The sequence below is a fragment of the Streptomyces sp. CNQ329 genome (assembly GCF_000482585.1).
In genome coordinates this window covers 87,514-107,051 of sequence record NZ_AXVU01000021.1, presented here as the reverse complement: position 1 = coordinate 107,051, position 19,538 = coordinate 87,514, and the positions used below count along the sequence as shown (strand labels likewise).

Sequence of the window (19,538 nt, the reverse complement as noted above, 5' to 3'; positions counted from 1 at the left end):
AGCCCTGCGCCGCCCCACCCGAGCCCCACCCCGGCCCTCCGGCCGGGGCGCACCTGACGGGGCCCCAGGACCGAGTGGCGCGGCACCTTCCCCCGGGGTGTCGCGCCACTCCCTCCTTCCGGATAGCCGACTCGCCCCGCCGAGGCGAACCCCACGGCAAGAAGCACGAGCACGCCGACCCATGCGACCACGTAGACCACCTCGGCCACGTTCACGAGCCGTCGCCGGAAACATCGACGTCCGCCCACACCCGCTTGCCCCACGGCACGCGGTCGGCGCCCCACGCGGCGGAGTACCCGGCGACGACGGCCAGCCCTCGCCAGGCAAGACCCTCCTGCGTCAACTCCCGTCGCGCACGCAGCCGTCCGACTCGGTCGCCGATGGTCTCGTCGTACCCCATGGGCACCTCCGCCGTGCGGATCTCCCCGGCCCGCGCCACCCGCTCGCGGGCCCGTCGGGGGTGCGGCGGGGATGCGGCGGGGCGGGGTCGCCCGGAGGAGTCGGGTCAGCCACCGGGCGGCGGGTGCCCGGAGGTATCGGGTGGTGACGCGGAGCGGTGGGGCACCTGGGGTCTCAGGTGCCGGGGGTCCCCGGCGCGCCGTAGCGGGCGAGCATGGTGAGCACCGCTTGGTCGACCGCGTGGGTGAGCGCGGAGTTGTCGGGCTCCCAGCGTGCGAGCAGCATCCGCGGCCAGAACACGTAGTTGGAGATCATCCCGAGGAACTGGGTCGCCGCCGTCTCCGCATCGTCAAGCCGGGCCGTACCGGCGGCGTTTTCCGCTGCCAGGTAGCGGCGGACCGACTCGAAGTAGGGCATCTTGCCGAGCTTGAACTGGGTCTCGCCGAGCTCCGGGAAGCGCGGCACCTCGGCGATGACGATGCGGAAGAGGGCGGCCATGCCGGGCTGGGTGAGAAGCGCCACGTAGCGGCGTCCGATGGTCTCCAGTCCTGCGCGGAGGTTCCCCGGCTCGGGCAGGGGCGCCTCCTCGTCGTCGACCTTCCAGTATTCGGTGACGATCGCCTCGAACAGGGCCGCCTTGGTGGTGAACTGTTTGAACAGAGTCGCCCTCGACACTCCGGCCGCCTCGGCGATGCGGGCCAGCGAGGTGCCGTCGTAGCCGGAGTCGAGGAACAGCCTCGTCGCTGCCTCGATGATGGCCGTCCGCTTCTGCGCTGCCACGCGCCGGTGGTATTCCGAAGGCTGTGCCGTCATGCCCTCCAGTATGCCTCCGGCTACGAGGTGAGTCACTTGACTCACCTCTAGTCCGCCCGTACGTTGAGAGAGGAGGTGAGTCACTCGGCTCACCATCTGGGTACGTCCGGAAGGAAGCATCATGGGACGCTTCGAGGGCCAGACCGTCATCGTCACCGGCGGCGGCGGGGGCATGGGCAGCAGTCATGTGAAGGGCTACCACGCCGAGGGGGCGAACGTCGTCATCGCCGGCCGCGACGACGACGCCGGCCGTGATCTCGCTGCTCAGCTCGGTCATCGGGCTCTGTCCGTTCACCTGGATGTCGCCAGCGAGGACGACTGGGCGGCGGCGGTGCGAGAAGTCGAAGACCGCTTCGGGCAGATCACCATCCTGGTCAACAACGCGGGCGTCCAGAACCCGGCGGCCCCGATCGAGCACACCGACCTCCGCACCTGGGAGCACACCTTCAGCGTCAACGTCACCGGTCAGTTTCTCGGCATCAGGGCCGTGGCGCCGTCGATGCGCAGGGGCGGCGGCGGAACCATCGTCAACATCGCCTCGACCATGGCCCACGTCGGCACGGCCTTCTACGCCCCCTACACCGCCAGCAAGTGGGCCGTGCGCGGACTGACCAAGACGGCCGCGCTGGAGCTGGGACGGGACAACATCCGAGTCAACTCCCTCCACCCCGGCGTCGTCTCCACACCACTGATCAACGAACCCACCGCCGCAGGTCAGCCAGCCATCGCCGACTTCTACTCCCCCGATCCGTTCGCCATCCCCCGCCTCGCCGAACCCTCCGAGATCACCCTCCTGTTGCTCTTCATCACCTCCCAGGACGCATCTTTCGCCACGGGCTCGGAGTTCGTCCTGGACGGGGGCCTTCTGCTCGGCCCCGCACTCCCGCCAGAAGCCGACGTCGCAGCCTGAGCCGGCGTTGCCGTACGGAACATGCGGTCGCGGGCGCCCATCGTGCTCAGGGCAGTACCTCCGGGGCGGCCCCTACGAATCCTGGGGACCCCGCCCCCACGGTGAAACCCGTCAGTACACGATGCTCAGAGCCGACAGGTCCGTTTCCAGTTCCGTGGCGGTGATCTCGCCCTCGTGGACCTCGAAGCGGAAGGCGAGTTGGGGGCGGCCGTTGCGGACCCAGACCAGTCCGGCCGCGCCGTCGATGAGGGCGGGGATCGGGGCCCAGGTGCGTACCGTGCAGACGCGGGTGACCGACTCCGGGCCGCGGAACTCCGTGGTGCCGATGACGGCGTCGCCGCCGCGGCGTTCGGCGTGCGGCCCGGGTCCCGTGCCCGCGGGCGCGGGGGAGTCCGCGGAGGCGGGCTGCGGGGTGGCGTCGCCGGGGGCGGCCCCGCCCGGGGTGGCGTCCGCCGCGTTCAGGGGCGGCAACGGCTGCGTCGTCCTGCGGCGTTCGGGGTGGTCCGGGTCCAGCGCCGTCAGCATCGCCTCGAAGTCGCCCCCGCGGGACGCCGCCAGGAACGCGCCCGCGATGTCCGCCCCCGTCCTCGCGGCGAGGTCCACGGCCGGCGGGTTCCCGGGGGTGCCCCCGGCGTAGCCGCCCTCGACCGCCGGGCCCGGCCGTCGCGCGCTGCCCGCCAACTGGCGCGTCGTCCGCGCCGCCAGCGCCGCGACCTCCTCGAACGAACCGGCCAGCATCTCCTGCAGCGCGTACGCCAGCCGCTCCGGCGGCGTCAGCGTGTCGAGTACGACCAGCAGGCTCACCCGTACGGAGCGGGCGGTGGCCGCCGGGCGCTCGCCCGCGCCGGGGGTCTCCCCGGCGGTTCCGGACCGGAGCATGTGCAGCGTGACCTGCGCGACGGTCGTACGCAGACAGCCGTCGAGGCCGTCCGCACCGGCGCGGCCCGGGCGGTCGGCGCGGCTCAGCCTCGTCCAGTCCTCCCCGCGGTCCCCCGCCTCCCCGCAGTCCCCGCCTGCCGCGTCGGCCGCGCCGAGCAGCCGGTAGGCCAGGGGGCGCAGGCCGGGGCGGTCGGTCTCGAAGCGTTCGGCCAGCCAGTCGTGTCGGTTCATCTGGTCGTGTCCTCCCGGTGACACCTCCGTCCAGAAGATGACAGTCAGGAGCCGGCAGATGTGACACCCGGAGCGAAATTTTTCGAAGACCGGCCGTACGGGCCGCCGCACCGAACAGGCCCGGCCCGTACGGCCGACCCCGGGCGGGTCAGCTACCCGTGCCCCACCAGTCCTTCGCCACGTACGCCGGCCGCCACTCGTCGCGGTACGCCGCACGGACCGGCTCCGGGAGGATCGCCAGCCTCGACGCCAGCCTCTCCTCGTCCGCGCCCTCCAGCATCCACGCCGTCAGCACCGGCCCGTCGGCGGCGCCCTTGGCGGCGTGTACGGCGCCGAAGTTCTGCAACTGCGCCGGTCCCAGCGTCCGCTCGATCAGCGGCAGCGTGACGTCCTCCTCGTGGGTGAGGTGCGCGGTCAGCTTCGCGGCCAGTTCGCCGGCCAGCCCTCCGAGCTGCTCCGGCCCTTTCTCGCGGTCGGCCAGGGCGGCGTCGACGGCGTCGAGGAGCGGGTCGATCTGGGCGTGTTCGTCCTCCATCGCGTCCACGACGGCGAGGTCGTCCGGCCGGCTCGCCAGGGCGTCGCGCAGCGGCGGCCAGAGCGCCTCGTCCTCGGCGGTGTGATGGATGTGCAGCACCTTCTTGAACAGCTCCCAGCCGGCCGCGGCGGCGAGGATACGGCGCGGGTCGTCGTCGGTGCGTTCCGTCGTCCGCGCGATGTGCTCCAGGTCGCGGCGGAGTGCGTCGTGCAGTACGTACATCAGCGTGAAATCGATGGTGTCGCTCATTATCAGTTCTCCCTCGGTCACCCCTTTTGACGGAACAGCCCTGCGGAATGTGAGCCGGCGCAGGGGGGGTGAGTCCACCCGCGGGCCGGGTGCCAGGGCCATGTCCCCCCGCACGCCGGCTCCTTAGCGTCGGATGCCACCGGCTCCGGCCCGAGGAGAACGACCCGCGGAACGTGTTCCGCCACGCGCTGTCCGTACGGCCGCCGGCCTGACCGGCGCACGGGGCCGGGCTCCCGGAGCGCCGGGAGGACGCCGGACACCGGGGCGCCGGGGCCCGTACCCGGAACTCCGGGAAGGGTCCCCGGCTGCCCGGGGCACACTGTGGAGTGAGCCCCGGCGTCCGTGGCACGGGGTGAGGGGACACCGTAGGGCGACGGGCAGCCGATGACCATGATGTACGCCGGGGGGTCCGGGGCCGTGACGACGGCCTCGGACGTCGTGTACGTGAACGGCTGGATCCCCGCGGTGGTCCTCTTCGCCGCGGTCTTCGCGTATGTCGCCGCCACGGACGGGGGATGGAACCTCGTCGTCGGCGGGGGCGTCGTCGCGATAGCGAGCCTGTTCGCGTTCTTCATGTGGCAGTCGCTGACGGACTACCCGCTGACGTACGAGAGCGGCGACCGGCCGGCCGTGGACGTCCAGGGCACGGGCATCTACCACATCTGGGACCTGAAGCCCGGCGCCGGCGTGAGCACCACCCTGAGCGTCGACGGCGGGTCCGACGCCGAGAGGCTCGCCGGCAACCTGAGCCTCGGCTACGGCTGCGAGGCGGCGCGCGTCCGCTGGCGTGTCACCGCCGGTGGGGCCGGTGACGTACCTGACGCTCCCTCAGCAGGCGAGGCGTCAGGAGCAACCGGCACGCCGCTGGCGGCCGGGACGTTCGGCGAGGGCGAGAGGCGCGGTCTCGGCGACGTGGAGCTGACGGCCGAGGTCCCGGCCGTCGTGCGCGTGACCGCCTCCCGCCTGGACGACGCGGCCTGCGACACGACGCTGACCTGGAGGAATCCCGGCTTCGAGGGCCCGGGACACGGTGAGTTCCGCTTCCTCTTCCCCCTGCCCGCCGAGTGACCCCGGCGCGCGGACCCGGCGCGTGCCGGGAGGCGGACGGCGGGCCCGGCGTGGGGACGGGCCCGCCGTCCTCGGGGGACGGGGCGTGGGGTCAGCAGCTCAGCCGGTCGCCCGGGGTGACGCCGAGGATCTGCGTGAAGCGCTGGTAGGTGTCGATGCGGCTCTGGACCTGCGCGGGGTTGCCGCCGTTGCACTCCAGGGAGCCGTTGATCGAGCGGATCGACTCACCGAAGCCGGCGCCGGTGGTCATCGCGGTGTGTCCGGACATGGTGCCGGGGCCGGACTGGGTCATCCAGTACCACAGGCCGGTCTGCCAGGCCACGGCCGGTTCGCGCTCCACCCGCCAGGGGTTGGTGAGGAGATCGAGGCCGAGGGCGTCGCCGGCGGCCTTGTAGTTGAAGTTCCAGCTGAGCTGGATGGGGCCGCGGCCGTAGTACGCGGCCTGGCCCGCGGGACAGCCGTAGGACTGGTTCGGGTCGCAGTAGTGGGGATAGTTGGCCTGGTTCTGCTCGACGATGTGGACGAGGCCGCCGGTCTCGTGGCTGACGTTGGCGAGGAAGGCGGCGGCTTCGCGGGCCTTGGTGGTGTTGTCGCCTGTGTTGGCGAAGGCGGGGTAGGACTGCATGGCGGTGGTGAGGCCGCTGTAGGTGTAGAAGGAGTTCCGGTTCGGGAACATCTGGCTGAACTGGGCCTCGGTCACGAAGCCCCCGGGTCCGGGACCGGGGTCGCTGCCACCGCAGGCGCCCTGGTCGGCCCAGACGCCCCACTCTCCGGTGGTGCCGGGGGTCTCACCCTGGGTCCACCACTTGGCCTGCCAGTTGTGGCCGTTGTGGGAGACGACGTTGCCCTGCGTGTACACCGCGCCGCTGTTCCACGCCGCCGCGCAGGCGGCGGCGCTGGCGGTCGTGGCGGTGGCGAGAGGGACGAGCACGGCGAGGACGGCAACGGCGGCGAGCGCCGCGACGATGCCTCTGATCCGTCTGCCGAGTCTGCGGTGCAGGTGTACGTGCACGTGTGTGGCTGACACGTCATCACATCCTGTCAGTGGGGGTGTATACGTGGCATGGTGGAGCAAAGCCCATTGGTCTGGACCTGTCAAGGTCTAGACCAACAAATACCCCCAGGATCAGCACACCGGCCCACAGGCCCTCACCAGCAAGGGCTTTCTATCGCGGGCAGGCGCGCCACGTGGACGCCCGCGAGGCACCGTTGACCACCGCTCCGAGCAGCCGTACCTTCCTTCCGTTTGGTTTCTCAGCCGGTCGGACAGCCGGATGTGACGCCGTGCGACAGCGACTCCCCGGCCGTACCCCGACCGCCGAGCCAGGAGGTACGCACGTGCCCCAAGAAGCCACCTCGTCACCCGGTTCCGCACCCGCGCACGGCCCCAGCAGACGCAGCCTCGGCCGCGCCGCCGCCGCCGTCGCCGCCACCCCCGTCCTCGCCGGTACGTGGCAGGCGCTCACCGCCTCCGCCGCCTCCGCCGCCTCCGCCGCGGAGTCCGGCGGCGCCGAGAGCCGGGCCTGGACCGGCACATGGGCCTGCGCCGAGACGGCGGTGCCCGCCACCGACACCACCGCCTTCGCCGACCAGACCCTGCGCCAGGTCGTCCACACCAGCGCCGGCGGGCGCGCACTCCGCATCCGGCTCAGCAACCTGTACGGCACCGAACCCCTCGTCATCGGCGAGGTCCGCGTCGCCCGCTCGGTCCCCGGCGACGGCACCGCCGTCGTGCCCGGCACCGACCGCGCGGTGCGCTTCGGCGGCCGGAGGTCGGTGACGCTGGCGCCCGGCACCCGGCGGTGGAGCGACCCGGTGGTGCTGGACGTACCGACGGCGGCCGACCTCGCCGTCAGCGTCCACCTGCCGCGGCCGACGCCGGCCGCCACCGTCCACCGCTCGGCGTTCCAGAACAACTACGTCGCCGCCGGAAACGTCACCGCGAAGCCCGCCGTCGACCCCCAAAGCACCGTCGCGAGCTGGTACTTCCTCACCGGAGTCGCCGTCGCCGGTACCGCGCCGGGAACCGCCGCCGGGCCCGGTGCGCGGCAGGCGATCGTCGCCTTCGGCGACTCCATCACCGACGGCTCCGTCACCACCGTCGGCGCCAACCGCCGCTGGCCGGACGTCCTCGCCGGCCGCCTCCGCGACGAGGCGGGCCGCCCCGGCACCGGCGTCCTCAACGCCGGCATCGGCGGCAACCGCCTCCTGCGCGACCCCAACCCGCCGCCCGGCGACCCCGCCGAGGACTACGCCCCGTACTTCGGCGAGGCCGGCATCCACCGCTTCGCCCGCGACGTCCTGGACCAGCCGGCCGCCCGGCACGTCATCGTGCTCCTCGGCATCAACGACATCGGCCACCCCGGTCTCGCGGCCCCCGTCGACGAGGAGGTCACGGCCGCCGACCTCATCGCCGGCCACCGCACCCTCATCCGCCAGGCCCACGCCCGCCACCTGCGCATCCACGGCGCGACGGTCCTGCCGATGGAGGGCAACGCCCTCGGCTTCTACACCCCGGAACGCGAAGAGGTCCGCCAGACGGTCAACGACTGGATCCGCACCGCCGGCGAGTACGACGGCACGATCGACCTCGACGCGGTCACCCGCGACCCGGCGCACCCGGGCCGCCTGCTGCCGGCGTACGACAGCGGTGACGGCCTGCACCCGAACGACGCGGGCATGGCGGCAATGGCAGCAGCCATCCCCCTGCGCCTGTTCACCTAGCGCCGCGGCCTTGAGGAGGGCGGCCCGCGATGCCGCGGACCGCCCTTCTCGTTCGGGAATGCTCCGACACGCCCCTGTAAGGGCCGAACGGTCCCGTGGCACAGCAGCGCCCCGCTGACAGAATCCCCACGCCGATGACGTCCGATCAGCGGGAAGCGGTGCACAAGAGGGGTGGGGGCCGTGGCGGCGATGGTGAACGCGAACGAAGACATCTGGTCGACTGCACGTGACTACACACACGAGTGGGCCCTGGTCGACGTGGAGACATCGGGCCTCCGCCCCGGCCGGGACCGGGTGCTGTCCGTCGCCGTCGCCACGATCGCCGCGAACGGGCGGCAGACGGGCAGGTACGAGACACTCCTCGACCCCGGGTGCGATCCCGGGCCGGTCCATATCCACGGGCTGACCCGGGACCGACTCGCCGGCGCGCCGCAGTTCGAGGAGGTCGCCACCCGGCTGGGCGGGCTTCTGAAAGGCCGGGTGCTGGTGGCGCACAATGCCCAATTCGACTACGCCTTCTTAGCGCACGAGTTCGCGCGCGCCCGCTCGTGGCTGCCGGTCTCCCGGCGGCTGTGCACCCTTGCGCTGAACCGTCAGATCGCCCCTCCGACCGCGGACCTGCGGCTCGACACCCTCGCCGCCTACTACAGCGTGCGGCAAGTGCGTCATCACGACGCGGCGGACGACGTCCGGGTGCTGGCCGGCATCCTGCGGGCCTCGCTGATCTCGGCGGCGAACCTCGGTGTGCCGTTGCCACTGGTCGCCTGTCCGCCACGGCAGGAGTACAGGCCGCGGGTCCCCAAGACCCCCTGCGCCTTCCGCAATCCCGGACGGCTCCGGAGCGGTGAACCGCTGGTACAGGGCATGGCGATCGCGATCACCGGGGAGACCGACATCTCCCGTGAGGAGTTGATCGCGAGGTCGGTGGCGGCCGGGCTCAACGTGATGACCTCCGTCAGCCGGCAGACGAGCGTGCTGATCACCAACGACCGGTACTCCTCGTCGGCGAAGCTGCGACGGGCGGTGGCGGAGGGTGTGCCGCTGCTGGACGAGCGCACGTTCGTACGTCTCCTGGAGGACGTCCGGCCGGGTACCGCAGTGGACACGTCGTCACGGCCGGCCGCGCGGGAGGTGGCGGCGCTCCCCGGTCCGCCCTCACCCCCGCCGCCCGAGTCGTCCCCCGCAGACTCCCCGTCCGCCGTCCGTACGCCTCCCTCCCGGCCTTCGCCACGACCCGCCGGAGCGCCATCACCACCGCGTGCGTTCACCCTGCCCTCATCCGCGGGCGAGTCCGAACGGCCGCTTGTGGGGCGCCGGGTGCTCGTCCTGGGGGGCCGCCACGATGAAGCCGCCGCCGCCCGGGTCCGCATCGTGGAGTTGGGCGCGTCCGCGGCGGTCAATCTCTCGGCGCGCGTGACGGACGTGCTGTGTCTGCGCGACGGCCGGCACGATCGGCGCATGGAGCGGATCCGCTGGCTCGGGCTACCGCTTCGCGACGCGGCATGGCTGGAGGAACCCGATGCCGCGCATGTCCCGGACTCCGGCACGGCGCCGGGCGGGCCCCCGGGGCAGGAACCCGGGGCTGCGAAGGACACACCCGCGCAGGAGCGGACGGTGCCCGCCACCGTGCTGCCCCGGGGCGGAGTCGTCGACCTCCCGGCCACCGTCCCCCCGGCCCGCTGGACCCTCACGGCTTCCTGGGCGCAGTCGACGCGGTGCGAAGTCGACGTCGTCGCGTTCGCCGTGGACGGCGACGAACAGGTCCCCGGTGACGACGAGTTCGTCTTCTACGGTGCCGCTGAGAACCCGGACGGCACCGTCCGCCTGGCCGCCGAGGCACCGAGCGAACAGGCCGTGACCATGGCGCTCACCGGACTCCGGCCCGGCATCCGGAAGATCGTGATCGCGGCGGCCATCGACGGCGCCGCCACCTTCGGCGACGTGGGCCCCATCGAGATCGTGGCCGCTCCCGGGGCCGACGCACCCCCCGTGGCCCAAGCGACCCTCGATGCCGCAACCACCGAGCGCACCCTGCTCCTGGCCGAGGTCTACCGACGCGCGGACACCTGGCGCCTCCGCGCTGTCGGACAGGGATACGACCACGACCTGGCCACCCTCGCCGGCTCCTACGGCGTGGACATCGAGGACTGACTCCACCGCGGCACTGCGGCCTGTTCGTACTCCCGCGGGGCTCCACTCAACGGCCCTTCTCAGGCGGGATCCGCGCACCTTCGGTCACCGAACCGCGCGGGCGGGGAACGCCGCACCCGGCTCGCGGGCCCAGAGCGGGGTCCGGGCCCGCGAGCCTATGGATCAGTCGCGTTGGGCGTTCTCCGGGAGCTGGCGGAGTTGCATCGTGCTGGCCGTGCGGCTGCCGAAGCCGTAGTCGAGGAGTTTGGCCGCGTCCTTGTAGCGGTCGCCGGCGTTGAGGACCACGCCGATGTACGTCTTGCCGTCGCGCTTGGCGGTGAAGACCAGGCATGGGCCGGCCGGGGTGGTGGTGCCGGTCTTCATGCCGTTGGCACCGCTGTAGGAGCCGAGGAGCTGGTTGGTGTTGTACCAGGTGTACGTGCGGCGGTTGCCGTTGCTGGCGGTGCCGTAGCGCACCGCCTTCGTCTTGGCGATGATCTCGCGGAACTTGCCGGAGTAGTTGTACGCGCTCTTCGCCAGCTTCGCCATGTCGCGCGGCGTCGAGTAGTTGTCCCCGGTGCTGGAGACGCCGTCGAAGGAGTCGAAGTGGGTGTTCGTCATCCCGAGGAAGGCGGCCTTCTTGTTCATCTTCTTGATGAACGACTTCACCCGCGCCGAGCGCGTGCTGCCGGAGCCGTACGTGTCGGCCAGCGCGTACGCGGCGTCGCAGCCGGAGGGGAGCATCATCGCGTACAGCAGGGTGCCGACGGCGACCTTGTCGCCGGTCCTCAGATCGGCGGTGCTGGCGCCCCTGTTGGCGACGTAGTCGCGGTACGCCTGCTTGATGGTGACCTTCTTGTCGAGGTTCAGGTCCGGCTGGCTGAGTACCACGCGCGCGGTCATGATCTTCGTGGTGCTGGCGATCTGCCGCTTGGTGTCGGACCCCTTGCCGAAGACCTTCGTGCCCGACCCGTTGATCAGGAACGCGCCCTTGGCGGAGACCGTGGGTGCGGCGGCGGCCTCGGCCGCGCTCGCCGGGGAGGTCATCGGGGCCACGGCCAGGAGGGCGCCCACGGCCACGACGCCGGCCGTCGCCCTGCGCAACCGGATGCCTGTACGGCGCGGGCGGACGCTGTGTTCTGTTGTCGTCAAGGCAGTTGCTCCGATGCTCCGAAGGTCGGTGCGCGGCGCGCGTACACGCTGCGCACGGCGCCGGCATGAGCCTCACGGCGGGCGCGGCGGCAACGCCGCTTCCTGTTCCGACTCACGAGGGGGCCCGATGGATGTACGGCGGGAGCGGTGAGTTTCGCGATGCCCGGCGGGGCGTACGTGCACTCCCGTGACGCCTGTGTGTTTGACGCGAGCACGCCTGAGGAATAGTCCAGCTTTCTCTCACTCCTGTGACCGGAGGCTTCGATGGACGTACTGGTGTTAGTCGGCCGGATTCTCTTCGCCCTCCTCTTCCTCGGCTCCGCGGCCGGCCATCTGACGCAGAGCAAGCAGTTGGGGGCGTACGCCGCGTCCAAGGGCGTACCGGCGGCCGTGCCGGCGACGGCGGGCAGCGGTGTGGTGATGCTGGTGGGCGGGCTCAGCGTGCTGCTGGGGGTGTGGGCGGATCTGGGGGCGCTGCTGCTCTTGGTGTTCCTGGTGCCGACGGCGGTGCTGATGCACGCGTTCTGGAAGGAGGAGGACGCGGAGACCAAGCAGACGGTGATGATCCAGTTCAACAAGGACTTCGCCCTGGCCGGGGCGGCGCTGATGCTGTTCGCGTTCTTCTCGTACGTGGGCGACGACCTCGGGCTCACGATCACCGGGCCGCTCTTCGACATCAGTTGACGGCCGGAGCGCTACGGAACGTGTGCGTACGGGCCGGGCCGCCGGCCCGTACGCGCGCGAAGGGTTGACATGTTCGCGCAGGGGGCGTTCCTTACTGACAAGTCAGTAACTTCTGTTGGCAGAGTCGCCCACCGAGGAGTTGCCCCATGCATGGCCGTACCCTCCGGCGTGCCTTCGGCACGCTCGCCGGCACCACCGCGGCGGCGGTCGCCGCCACCGTCGCCCTCCCGCTCACCGCCACGGCGGCGGAACGCCCGCCGTTCTACGAGCCGCCCGCCGCGCTTCCCGCGGACAACGGCGACGTCATCCGCTCCGAGCCGTCCGTCTACTACCTCGACCCGCTCAAGACCCTCAAGGTCGACGCGCACGTCCAGCGCGTCATGTACCGCTCCACCGACGGCCACGGCGCACCCGTCGCCGTCACCGGCACCGTCCTCACCCCCAAGTCCGCCTGGCCGGGCCCCGGCGAACGCCCCGTCATCGGATACGCCGCCGGCACCCAGGGCATGGGCGACCAGTGCGCGCCCTCGCGGCAGCTCGCCAACGGCACCGAATACGAGGGCCTGTTCGTCAAGGGCCTCCTCGCCCGCGGCTACGGCGTCGCCATGACCGACTACGAGGGCCTCGGCACCCCCGGCCTGCACACGTACATGAACCGCGCCGTCCAGGGCCAGGCCGTCCTCGACTCCGTACGCGCCGCGCAGCGCCTGCCCGCCGCCGGACTCCCCGACGACGGGCCCGTCGCCGTCTACGGCTACTCCCAGGGCGGCGGCGCCGCGGCCTCCGCCGCCGAACTCGCCCGCTCCTACGCCCCGGACCTCGACGTCAAGGGCGTCGCCGCGGGCGCGGTCCCCGCCGACCTGGCGAGGGTCGGACGCAACCTCGACGGCTCCCTGTACGCCGCGTTCCTCGGTTTCGCCGTCGCGGGCCTCGCCGAGGGCTCGGACGTCGACCTCGGGCCGTACCTCAACGACCGCGGCCGGCAGGTCATGGCCGAGGCGGCGGAGACGTGCACGGCCGAGGCGGTCCTGCGCTACCCGTTCCTGCAGTCGAAGACGCTGACCGCCGACGGCAGGCCGATCACCGACTACATGGACGAGTCGCCGTGGCGCGAGGTCGTCGAGGAGCAGCGGATCGGCGTACGGAAGCCGGAGGTTCCGGTGTTCGTCTCGCACAGCGTGCTGGACGACGTGATTCCGTACGCGGTCGGGGAGCAGCTCGTCGCGGACTGGTGCGCGAAGGGCGCGACAGTGGACTTCTCGACGAACGTCGCGCCGACGCACGTGGGCGGCGCGGTGGCGTCGTATCCGGCGGCGTACGGGTGGCTGGAGGACCGGCTGGCCGGCGAGGCGGCGCCGTCCGACTGCTGAGAAAGCGGGGGGCGCCAGGGCCGTCCGACCGCCGGGACGCGGGGCCGGCGCAGCGGGTTCACGGCCCTGGTTCCTCCCTGCGTTCCTCCGTGCGTTCCTCCCTGCGTTCGTCTGCGCCTTGGCCCATGCGGTCCTCCGTCTGTACGGAACGGGACGCACCGCGCAGCAGCACGGCAGCGGCGAGCTGGAGCGCGGCGAGACCGGCGAGGAGCTGGGCCGGCGCGAGCGCGGACGCGGCGGCGCCGGTGAGCGCCGCACCGGCGGCGCCGCCGGTGGTCTTGAGCCCGGCGCCGAGGGTGAAGACCTGGGCGCGCATGGCGGGCGGCGCGTGGTCGGCGCGGATCCGCAGGGTGGCGGCGAGCAGCGGCCCGTCGCAGAGCCCGGCGAGCGCGAAGAGCGCCACGCACAGCGGGTACGGGCCGGACGCGGCGGCGCCGAGGAGGGCGGCCCCGGTGCCGACGAGGGAGACGGCGGCGAGCCGCACGTCGGAGAGCCCCGGCGGCCGTCGCGCGGCGGCAAGCGACCCGGCGAGCGCCCCGGCGGCCAGGACGGTGAGCAGCACACCGCCACCGCCGGGGTAGCCCCGCTCGTCACCGAGCAGCACGGCGGCGGGGGCGAGCCCGCCGACGCCGACGAAGGCCAGGGAGGTGGCGGCGGTGATGCCCCGCAGGGCGCGTACCCGCCACAGCACCCGGAGCCCGCCGAGCAGTTCCTGCCACAGCCGGTGCCCACCACCGTCCGCCGCCCGTCCCTTCGGCCCCGGCCCCGCCGGCCCCGGCAGCCCCGCTCCCGCCGGCCCCGGCACCCGCAGAGTCGTCGCCAGGCCCGCCGCGCCCGCCGCCGACGCGGCGAGGGTCGCCATGGCCGGGCCCGCGCCCCACAGGCCCGCCGCCGTCGTCACCGCCGCGGGGGCCGCGATACCCGCCGCGTTGTAGGTGGCCGCGTCCAGGGCGTACGCGCGGGCGCGCGCGCCGGAGTCCGGGACCAGGCCCGCGAGGAGGCTCGACAGGCCGCCGGTGACCATCGGACCGCAGCAGCCGCCCAGCGCCGCCGCCGCGAGCACCACCGGCACCGGCGCGCGGCCGAGGGTGAGCGCGACGCCGGCGATCGACGCGGCGAAGACGCCGAGGGCCGCGACGTGGAACGCCGCGCCCGCGCCCCGCGCCCGCGCCGCCAGCGCCCCGGTCAGCGGGGCGGCGACGGCGTGCGGCGCCATCCACGCGGCGAGCACCACCGCGCCCAGCGCGGCGCTGCCGGTCCGCTGGAGGGCGAGCAGGGTGACGGAGACGGCCATGCCGTCGTCGGCGAGGCGGGCGCAGGTGGCGGTGGCCAGGTACGCCCGCAGCCCGCGTGCCATCCTCCGGCCTCCCCTGTCCCGAGCAGTGCAGCGCACCGAGCGTCGTAACGGCTTATTTCTTAAAGACGTTACCATTAGCCTGGACCCCACACCTCCGCCCACCCCAGGAGCCCCGATGCCCCCGCCGCCGTCGGGCCACGGATTCCGTCCCGCCCAGCGCCTCCTCGACGTCGCCAACGCCGTCCGGCGCGATCCCGACGTCCCCCGCGCCGACCTCGCCCGGCTCCTCGCCGTCCACGGCGAGACCCCCGCCGACCTCGCACCCGGCTCCTTCACCGACGCCGACGCCGAGGCGCTGCGCGGCGCCGCACGGCTGATGACCGCCCTGCTCACCGAATCCGACGCGGACCGCGCCGCCGCCGCGCTGAACGACGTGTTCGCGGAGTGCGGCGCCCGGCCCCGGCTCTCCCGGCACGGGGGCCACCCCTGGCACCTGCACGTGGACCGCGGCGACGACGCCGGCTGGGCCGACTGGTTCCTCGCCTCCGGTGCCCTCGCGCTGGCGCAGATCCTCACCGAGTACGGGCAGCCCCCCTGGGGCGAGTGCGCCGCCCCCGACTGCACCGTCCTCTACCTCGGCACCGGCCCGGGCAGCGCCCGCCGCTACTGCTCCTCCGCCTGCGCCTCCCGTACGCGCGTCGCCGCCCACCGCCGCCGCAGGCGGGCCGGGCAGGCGGCCGGCACCGGGCAGGCGGCCGGCACCGGGCAGGCGGCCGGCACCGGGCAGCCCGATCGCACCGCCGACCCCGCCGGGTAGCCCCTCGCCGGCGAGCATCCCGAGCGCACCGGCCCCTGACCCGCCATCGCTCCCACACCGGCGCCCGAGCATTCCCGCGGCTCACCCCACCGCATCCAGCGCCCGGCCACCCCTGCGACAGTTCGTACCGTTTGCACCCTTCCACCGCTCTTGTTTCAGTGAGGTGAGGCCCAGGTACCACTCCCCCCAGCGCCGCGGAGACTCATCATGTCCTTCTCCCCCCTCGGCTCCTACGGCTCCTCCGACCCGTTCTCCGAGCTGCTCAACCGCTTCTTCGGCATGTCCCCCGCCACCTCACCGCCGGCCGTCCAGCGCGTGCCCATCGGCCGCCTCCTCACCGACTCGGCGCGCGAGCTGATCGGCCGGGCGCAGCGCCGGGCCGAGGAGGACGGCAGCGTCGACCTCGACACCGAGCACCTGCTCTGGGCCTCCACCCAAGTGGACCCCGCACGCTCCGTTTTCGCCGAGGCCGGGGCCGACCCCGACGAGCTGGCCCGGGCCATCGCCGAAGCGCTGCCGGAAGAGGGGAGGGAGGCGTCGTCGGAGCCGGAGCTGACGCCCGCCGCGAAGCGGGTGCTCCGCGGCGCGGTGGCCCGCTCGCAGGCCGTCGGTACCTCGTACATCGGGCCCGAGCACATCCTCGGCGCCCTCCTCGACGACCCGGACGCCGGCGCCGCGCGGCTGCTCGACGCGTACGGGATGGACACCGGCCGGCTCCGCGGCATCGCGGACGCCGCGAGCACCGCCCAGGCGCCCGGTCAAGCCCCCGGTCAGGCACCCGGCAGGCCCGGCATGCAGGGCCGGGCGCAGCAGAGTGAGACCCCGACCCTCGACGAGTACGGCCGCGACATCACCGCCGAGGCCCGGGCCGGCCGTCTCGACCCCGTCGTGGGGCGTGCCGCGGAGATCGAGCAGACCGTGGAGATCCTCTCCCGCCGCACCAAGAACAACCCCGTCCTCATCGGCGAACCCGGTGTCGGCAAGACCGCCATCGTCGAGGGCCTGGCACAGCGCATCGAGTCGGGCGACGTGCCGCAGACGCTCACCGGCAAGCGGGTCGTGGGCCTGGACCTGGCCGGGCTGGTCGCGGGGTCGAAGTACCGCGGGGAGTTCGAGGAGCGGCTGAAGAAGGTCATCGAGGAGGTGAAGAGCACCGAGAGCAGCACGATCCTCTTCATCGACGAACTGCACACCGTCGTCGGCGCCGGTGCCGGCGGCGAGGGCGCCATGGACGCGGGCAACATGCTCAAGCCCGCGCTCGCCCGCGGCGAACTGCACGTCGTCGGCGCGACGACGATCGACGAGTACCGCAAGCACGTCGAGAAGGACGCCGCGCTGGAGCGCCGCTTCCAGCCGGTGCTGGTGCCGGAGCCGACCGTCGCGGAGACGGTGCAGATCCTCGAAGGGCTGCGGGACTCCTACGAGGCCCACCACCAGGTCCGCTTCACCGACCAGGCGCTGGCCTCCGCCGCCGAGCTGTCCGACCGCTACGTCTCCGACCGCTTCCTGCCCGACAAGGCCATCGACCTCCTCGACCAGGCGGGTGCGCGCGTACGGCTGCGCTCGATGGGCCGCAGCACCGAGGTCGTCGACCGCGAGGACCGGCTCGCCAAGCTGCGCCGCGAGAAGGACGAGGCGGTCGCGGCCGAGAAGTACGAGAAGGCGGCGGAGATCAAGGAGCAGATCGCCCGGACGGAGGCGGAGCTGGCGGGCGTCGAGGAGCGGCGCGAGGGCGTGATGGAGGTGACCGCGGACGACATCGCCGGAGTGCTGTCCCGCTCGACCGGCATCCCCGTCTCGCAGTTGACGGAGAGCGAGAAGGACAAGCTGCTCAAGCTGGAGGAGGCGCTGCACGAACGGGTCGTCGGGCAGGACGAGGCGGTGGTGGCGGTCGCCGAGGCGGTACGCCGCGGGCGCGCCGGCATGAGCGACCCGGACCGGCCGACGGGTTCGTTCCTCTTCCTCGGCCCGACAGGCGTGGGCAAGACCGAGCTGGCGAGGGTGCTGGCGGACCTGCTCTTCGGCGACGAGGACCGGATGATCCGCTTCGATATGAGCGAGTTCCAGGAGCGGCACACGGTCTCCCGGCTGCTGGGCGCCCCGCCCGGCTACGTCGGCTACGAGGAGGCCGGGCAGTTGACGGAGAAGGTACGCAGGCGCCCGTACAGCGTGCTGCTCTTCGACGAGATCGAGAAGGCGCACCCGGACATCTTCTCGGCGCTGCTCCAGGTGCTGGAGGACGGCCGGCTGACGGACGCCCAGGGGCGCACGGTCGACTTCCGCAACACCGTGGTCATCATGACCTCGAACGTCGGCGCCCAGCGCATCCTGGCGCACAAGGGCCAGGTCGACGACATCAGGGACGACCTGATGGAGGACCTGCGGGCGCGCTTCCTGCCGGAGTTCCTCAACCGCATCGACGAGGTCATCATCTTCCACGGCCTCTCCGCCGACGACCTGTCCTCCGTGGTGGACCTGCTGCTGGACCGCAGCCGGCGGCGGCTGCGCGCGCAGGAGGTCGACCTGAAGGTGACGACGGCGGCGAAGGAGCGGCTCGTCGCGCTCGGGCACCAGCCGGAGTTCGGCGCCCGTCCGCTGCGGCGCACACTCCAGCGGGAGCTGGACAACCGCATCTCCAACCTGCTGCTGGACGGGTCGGTACGCCCCGGGGACACGGTGCTCGCCGACGTGGATCCGGACAGCGGCGAGCTGGTGTGCACCCTCGCACGGCCGGAGGACTCGAAGACGGAGGAGGACGAGGTGAAGCGCATGGAGCGCAGGGAGCGCGGCGAAGGCGGCGAGAGCGGCCCGACGTCACTGCCGGACGCGGCCTGAGCGGGGCCCGGCGGCGCAGCGCGCGGCGTTCATGTCGTACGCACCGGGTGCACACCCGGCTTCGTACGCCCGCGTATCACCGGCTCGCCGGCCCGCGCGGATGTCCGTGTCACGCCGGGGTCGTGCGCCCCAGGCGCAGCAGGAACTCCGCGTTGCCGCCGCTCGCCTTCATCCGCTCCAGCAGCAGCTCCATGCTCTGCACGGTGTCGCGGTCGCCGAGCACCCGGCGGAGCCGGTGCAGCAGGGCGACCTCGCCGGGGGCGGCGAGGAGTTCCTCGCGGCGCGTGCCGGAGGCGTGCACGTCGACGGCGGGGAAGATGCGCCGCTCGGCGAGGGCGCGGCTGAGGCGCAGCTCCATGTTGCCGGTGCTCTTCAGCTCCTCGAAGTAGTAGTCGTCGGCGCGCGAGCCGGTCTCGACGAGCGCGGAGGCGAGGATCGTCAGGGAGCCGCCGTCCTCGATGTTGCGGGCGGCGCCGAAGAGCTTCTTGGGGAGCAGCAGCGCGGAGGCGTCCACGCCGCCGCTGAGGGTACGGCCGCCGGCGCCGGCACTGTTGTTGGCGGCGCGGCACAGCCGGGTCAGCGAGTCCAGCAGGATCACCACGTCCTGCCCGGCCTCGACCATCCGCTTGGCGCGCTCGACGGCCATCTCGGCGACGGCGACGTGCTCGCGGGCGGGGCGGTCGAACGTGGAGGAGATCACCTCGGCGCGCACGGAGCGCTGCATGTCGGTGACCTCCTCGGGGCGCTCGTCGAGGAGGACGACCATCAGGTGGCACTCGGGGTGGTTGACGGCGATGGCGTCGGCGAGGTGCTGGAGGAGGATCGTCTTTCCGGTCTTGGGCGGGGCGACGATCAGCCCGCGCTGGCCCTTGCCGACGGGGGCGAGGAGGTCGACGACGCGGTTGGTGAGCCGGCCGGCGGGGGTCTCCAGGCGCAGCCGCTCGGTGGGGTGGAGGGGGACGAGGTCGGCGAAGCGGGGGCGGCGGGCGGCGGCCTCGGGGTCGAGACCGGCGACGCGGTCGACGCGGGCGAGGGCGGGGCCCTTCGGGCGCCGGTCGGCGGCGGCGCCGCGGTCGCGGTCGCGGCGCCTGCCGGAGCCGGAGTTCGCACCCGGGCCCGGGCCCGATCCCGGGCTGGAAGCGGACCCGCCGGCCGGCAGTACGCCGCCTTCCACGAGATCGCCCTTGCGGAGGCCGAAGCGGCGTACGAGGTTCGCCGGCACCTGGACGTCGTCGTCGCCCGGCTGGTAGCTGCCGGTGCGCAGGAAGCCGTGGTTGCCCGAGGGCTCGAACACCCCGGCGACCGCGGCGAGTTCGGACGTGGCCCGGACGGCGCCGGCCGCCCGGGTTTCTGCTGTGGTGGGTGTCGTCGTAGTCATGCACGGTCCTTTCACGGACGGTGTCGCGGTTCCAAGGTGTGTGGGATCTGCGGCAGAGGCGCGGCTT

The 19,538-nt window shown here is 73.0% G+C and carries 16 protein-coding genes; 8 read left to right on the top strand and 8 right to left on the bottom strand.

The features are described 5' to 3' along the window. Nucleotides 1-211 precede the first annotated feature (211 nt). Together I003_RS0116350 and I003_RS0116345 are read right to left on the bottom strand one after the other, a co-directional pair. On the bottom strand, nt 212-400 hold the full coding sequence (locus I003_RS0116350; protein WP_158688987.1) for a hypothetical protein: 189 nt from the start codon (nt 398-400) through the stop codon (nt 212-214). A 173-nt stretch (nt 401-573) separates the two neighbouring features. Next, a complete protein-coding gene (locus tag I003_RS0116345; RefSeq protein ID WP_027772509.1) occupies nt 574-1,212 on the bottom strand; it encodes a TetR/AcrR family transcriptional regulator in 639 nt (212 codons plus the stop codon). 121 nt (nt 1,213-1,333) lie between these two features. Here I003_RS0116345 and I003_RS0116340 point away from each other — a divergent pair, with 121 nt between their 5' ends. Further along, nucleotides 1,334-2,122 carry an SDR family oxidoreductase gene (locus I003_RS0116340; RefSeq protein WP_027772508.1) on the top strand — a complete coding sequence of 263 codons (789 nt, stop codon included), beginning with the start codon at nt 1,334-1,336 and terminating at the stop codon, nt 2,120-2,122. 111 nt (nt 2,123-2,233) lie between these two features. Here I003_RS0116340 and I003_RS0116335 read toward each other — a convergent pair whose 3' ends face one another. Beyond that, nucleotides 2,234-3,232, bottom strand: coding sequence for a hypothetical protein (locus I003_RS0116335; RefSeq protein ID WP_027772507.1), 999 nt, complete (start codon nt 3,230-3,232; stop codon nt 2,234-2,236). Between the two features lie 148 nt (nt 3,233-3,380). Next, nucleotides 3,381-4,016 (bottom strand): hemerythrin domain-containing protein, encoded by a 636-nt coding sequence (locus I003_RS0116330; protein WP_027772506.1) that lies wholly within the window; start codon nt 4,014-4,016, stop codon nt 3,381-3,383. Between the two features lie 417 nt (nt 4,017-4,433). Between I003_RS0116330 and I003_RS0116325 the strand changes: the two genes are divergently transcribed. Next, nucleotides 4,434-5,084, top strand: a complete 651-nt coding sequence (locus tag I003_RS0116325) for a hypothetical protein (protein WP_486584247.1) — start codon at nt 4,434-4,436, stop codon at nt 5,082-5,084. A gap of 91 nt (nt 5,085-5,175) precedes the next feature. Here the strand turns inward: I003_RS0116325 and I003_RS0116320 are convergent, their stop codons facing one another. After that, nucleotides 5,176-6,096, bottom strand: a complete 921-nt coding sequence (locus I003_RS0116320; protein ID WP_027772504.1) for a glycoside hydrolase family 19 protein — start codon at nt 6,094-6,096, stop codon at nt 5,176-5,178. Between the two features lie 326 nt (nt 6,097-6,422). Between I003_RS0116320 and I003_RS0116315 the strand changes: the two genes are divergently transcribed. Both I003_RS0116315 and I003_RS0116310 read left to right on the top strand, forming a co-directional pair. Next, on the top strand, nt 6,423-7,808 hold the full coding sequence (locus I003_RS0116315; protein WP_027772503.1) for an SGNH/GDSL hydrolase family protein: 1,386 nt from the start codon (nt 6,423-6,425) through the stop codon (nt 7,806-7,808). A gap of 189 nt (nt 7,809-7,997) precedes the next feature. Beyond that, nucleotides 7,998-9,959, top strand: a complete 1,962-nt coding sequence (locus I003_RS0116310) for a TerD family protein (protein ID WP_037720985.1) — start codon at nt 7,998-8,000, stop codon at nt 9,957-9,959. A gap of 162 nt (nt 9,960-10,121) precedes the next feature. Here the strand turns inward: I003_RS0116310 and I003_RS0116305 are convergent, their stop codons facing one another. Further along, on the bottom strand, nt 10,122-11,042 hold the full coding sequence (locus I003_RS0116305; RefSeq protein ID WP_027772501.1) for a serine hydrolase: 921 nt from the start codon (nt 11,040-11,042) through the stop codon (nt 10,122-10,124). A 312-nt stretch (nt 11,043-11,354) separates the two neighbouring features. Here I003_RS0116305 and I003_RS0116300 point away from each other — a divergent pair, with 312 nt between their 5' ends. Beyond that, nucleotides 11,355-11,774 (top strand): DoxX family protein, encoded by a 420-nt coding sequence (locus tag I003_RS0116300; RefSeq protein WP_027772500.1) that lies wholly within the window; start codon nt 11,355-11,357, stop codon nt 11,772-11,774. A gap of 146 nt (nt 11,775-11,920) precedes the next feature. After that, nucleotides 11,921-13,144, top strand: coding sequence for a lipase family protein (locus tag I003_RS0116295; RefSeq protein WP_027772499.1), 1,224 nt, complete (start codon nt 11,921-11,923; stop codon nt 13,142-13,144). 58 nt (nt 13,145-13,202) lie between these two features. Here I003_RS0116295 and I003_RS32370 read toward each other — a convergent pair whose 3' ends face one another. Then, nucleotides 13,203-14,501, bottom strand: coding sequence for an MFS transporter (locus I003_RS32370; RefSeq protein ID WP_486584246.1), 1,299 nt, complete (start codon nt 14,499-14,501; stop codon nt 13,203-13,205). 115 nt (nt 14,502-14,616) lie between these two features. Between I003_RS32370 and I003_RS32365 the strand changes: the two genes are divergently transcribed. Then, nucleotides 14,617-15,258 carry a CGNR zinc finger domain-containing protein gene (locus tag I003_RS32365; RefSeq protein WP_078564066.1) on the top strand — a complete coding sequence of 214 codons (642 nt, stop codon included), beginning with the start codon at nt 14,617-14,619 and terminating at the stop codon, nt 15,256-15,258. 207 nt (nt 15,259-15,465) lie between these two features. Further along, nucleotides 15,466-18,093: an ATP-dependent Clp protease ATP-binding subunit gene (locus I003_RS0116280; RefSeq protein WP_027772498.1), complete on the top strand. Its 2,628-nt coding sequence runs from the start codon at nt 15,466-15,468 to the stop codon at nt 18,091-18,093. A gap of 109 nt (nt 18,094-18,202) precedes the next feature. Here the strand turns inward: I003_RS0116280 and rho are convergent, their stop codons facing one another. Next, nucleotides 18,203-19,471 (bottom strand): transcription termination factor Rho, encoded by a 1,269-nt coding sequence (gene rho, locus I003_RS0116275; protein ID WP_078564064.1) that lies wholly within the window; start codon nt 19,469-19,471, stop codon nt 18,203-18,205. Between the last annotated feature and the right edge of the window lie 67 nt (nt 19,472-19,538).